This window comes from Thioclava indica, assembly GCF_000714545.1.
In the GTDB taxonomy this organism is placed as follows: domain Bacteria; phylum Pseudomonadota; class Alphaproteobacteria; order Rhodobacterales; family Rhodobacteraceae; genus Thioclava; species Thioclava indica.
Map to the genome: position 1 here is coordinate 1 of NZ_AUNB01000080.1, position 2,507 is coordinate 2,507.

Here is a 2,507-nt window from a genome sequence, read left to right on the forward strand (position 1 = left end):
CGTAAGCGGTCGCTGGACAGCACTGTCGGTTCAGATTGACGGCTTGAAGTTCCACGGCAGCAGGTCGTCGAGGCGGCTTTGCGGATGTCCGTTGGCTATCGCTGTAAGAGTGGCCTTGAGGTAGACGAAGGGCTCGACGCCGTTGGTCTTGCAGGTCTCGATCAGTGAGGCGATGCGGCCCCAGGCGATACCACCCTCGTCATGGCCGGCGAAGAGGGCGTTCTTGCGGTTCAGAGTGATGGGGCGGATCAGGTTTTCGACGCGGTTGTTATCGATCTCGACGCGACCATCGGTCAGGAAGGTCTGCAGTCCGTCCCAGTGGTTATGGATGTAAGTCAGCTTTTCGCCCAAGCGAGATTTAGCGGAGATCTTGCGGCGCTCAGCCTGCAGCCATTCACCGAAGGCTGCGACCAGCGAGGCACTGCGAGCCTGACGGGCAGACAGACGCTGGCCGGAGGAGATGCCCCGGATATCGGCTTCAACGGTATAGATCTCGGCTATGCGGCGCAGGCCTTCAGCCGCGATCTCTGAGCCATCGCGGTCGAAGACTTCCTTCAGCTTGCGGCGCGCGTGCGCCCAGCAATGGGCCACGCGAATAGGATCGCCGCCCTTGCGGGTAGGCTTAGTCAGCCGATTATAGCCCTGATAGCCGTCAATCTGCAGGATGCCGTCGAAGCCGGTGAGAAAGGTTTCTGCATTCTCGCCCGACCTACCGGGAGCGTAGAAGTAAACCACGCCTGGTGGGTCTTCGCCGCCCCATGGCCTGTCATCGCGGGCCAGTGCCCAAAGATAGCCCGTTTTGGTTTTGCCACGCCCCGGGTCCAGCACCGGTGCCGTGGTTTCGTCCATGAACAGCTTGGATGATCGCTTCAGATGTTCGGCCAGCCGGTCGACGACGGGCTTGAGGTGGAACGCGGCCTTGCTGACCCAATCCGCCAGCACGGCGCGGTGTAGATTAAGACCCGCCCGCGCCAAGATCTGGCTCTGTCGGTATAGTGGCAGGTGGTCTGCATATTTGCTGACCAGCACATGGGCGATGCTGGCCTCGGTTGGCAGGCCGCCCATGATCAGATGCGATTGTGCCGGTGCTTGGGTCACGCCGTCGGTGCAGGTCCGGCAGGCGTATTTGGGGCGCACGGTGACAATCACGCGCAATTGCGCCGGGACGATGTCCAGCCGCTCGCTGCGGTCTTCCCCGATCTTGTGCATGACACCGCAGCCGCAAGGGCAGATCAGGCTGGCGGGTTCGATGACTTCTTCGATGCGCGGCAGTGCGGCCGGCAGATTGCCGATGGTGCGCTTTGGCGCAGGCTTGGTTGTGGGAGTGTCACCTGTCTTGGCGGCCAGATGCTCCTTCTGCACCTCGACCTCGGCCAGCGCGATGGACAGATCCTCGAACGCCAGCTGCCGTTCATCCTCAGTCAGCTTTTCCGACCGTTTGCCATGCAGGGCATGGTTCAGTTCGGCGATCAGGTGCTCTTGTCGTTGGGTGATTTCTGCGAGCGCCGCCACCTTTTCCATCAACGCCAGAACTGCCGCGCGCTGCGCGGGAGGGATGGTGGAAAGGTCAATGGCAGGTGTCGCAATCATGACCTCAGGATACTATAAAACCCCAGTAAAAATACGCAAAAATCGCGGTTGGTTCATTCTGCCGCAGCCGGTGGGCGTGTCTGCAGCGCCTTGACGCGGCGCCAGTCCAGCCCGGCAAACAGGGCTTCAAATTGGGCGTGGTTCAGCGCCATCATCCCATCCTTGATCGCAGGCCAGGTGAAGGTCGTATCTTCCAGCCGCTTGTAAGCCATCACCAATCCGGTGCCATCCCAATACAAAAGCTTCAACCGATCCGCCCGGCGCGAGCGGAACACAAACACCGTGCCGGTGAACGGATCCTTGCGCAGCACCGACGACACAATTGCCGCCAGACCATCATGACCTTTCCTGAAGTCCACAGTCTGCGTCGAGACCAGAACCCGCACGCGGTTTGACGGGAACATCATGCCAGCGCCCCGATTGCCCGCACGATCTCAGCTATCCGGCCAGCACGCGTCTCTTCACCCAATCGGACCGTGACTTGGCCTATCGCAATCTCGATCGATGCGCAGAGCTTTGCTTCAGGCGTGACTGCCTCGCCCGAAGCAGCCGGCATATGCGCCCCGCCGCCATCCGACATCACGACAGGCGCAAAACAGAGGCTGTCATATTCAACCGCAGACAAAACCAGCCGCCCATCACGCGCTCGACCCCGCCATTCTGAAAGGTGGTTCGCGCGAAGCCCGTAACGTGCAGCAACCGCATTCACCGTCGCACCCGGCTTCAACGTCTCGGCAACAATCAGCGCCTTGACCTCGTCGGGCCAGCGACGCTGACCATTTCCCCGTATCTCTACGCCATAGTCCCTGAGAAACTCACCCGTAGTTGCCATCGCGAAACTCCCGCACCAATCTCCGTCAGGCGCGGCATCGCAGGTCAGACTATCGGATGAAAGGTGGGGGCCAGACGCCGCTTAC

Annotated in this window: 3 protein-coding genes; all 3 read right to left on the bottom strand. The window is 61.0% G+C overall.

Annotated features, from left to right (window positions below):
• Positions 1–30 precede the first annotated feature (30 nt).
• From tnpC to tnpA, 3 genes are read right to left on the bottom strand one after another with little or no spacing between them, the layout of a single operon-like run.
• Positions 31–1,590: an IS66 family transposase gene (tnpC, locus tag DT23_RS16860; protein WP_038133192.1), complete on the bottom strand. Its 1,560-nt coding sequence runs from the start codon at positions 1,588–1,590 to the stop codon at positions 31–33.
• A 53-nt stretch (positions 1,591–1,643) separates the two neighbouring features.
• Positions 1,644–1,997 carry an IS66 family insertion sequence element accessory protein TnpB gene (gene tnpB / locus DT23_RS16865; protein WP_038133194.1) on the bottom strand — a complete coding sequence of 118 codons (354 nt, stop codon included), beginning with the start codon at positions 1,995–1,997 and terminating at the stop codon, positions 1,644–1,646.
• Entirely contained in the window at positions 1,994–2,422 is a 429-nt protein-coding gene (tnpA, locus tag DT23_RS16870; RefSeq protein ID WP_038133196.1) for an IS66-like element accessory protein TnpA, read from the bottom strand. Before tnpA ends, tnpB begins: the two co-directional genes overlap by 4 nt.
• Positions 2,423–2,507: the final 85 nt, after the last annotated feature.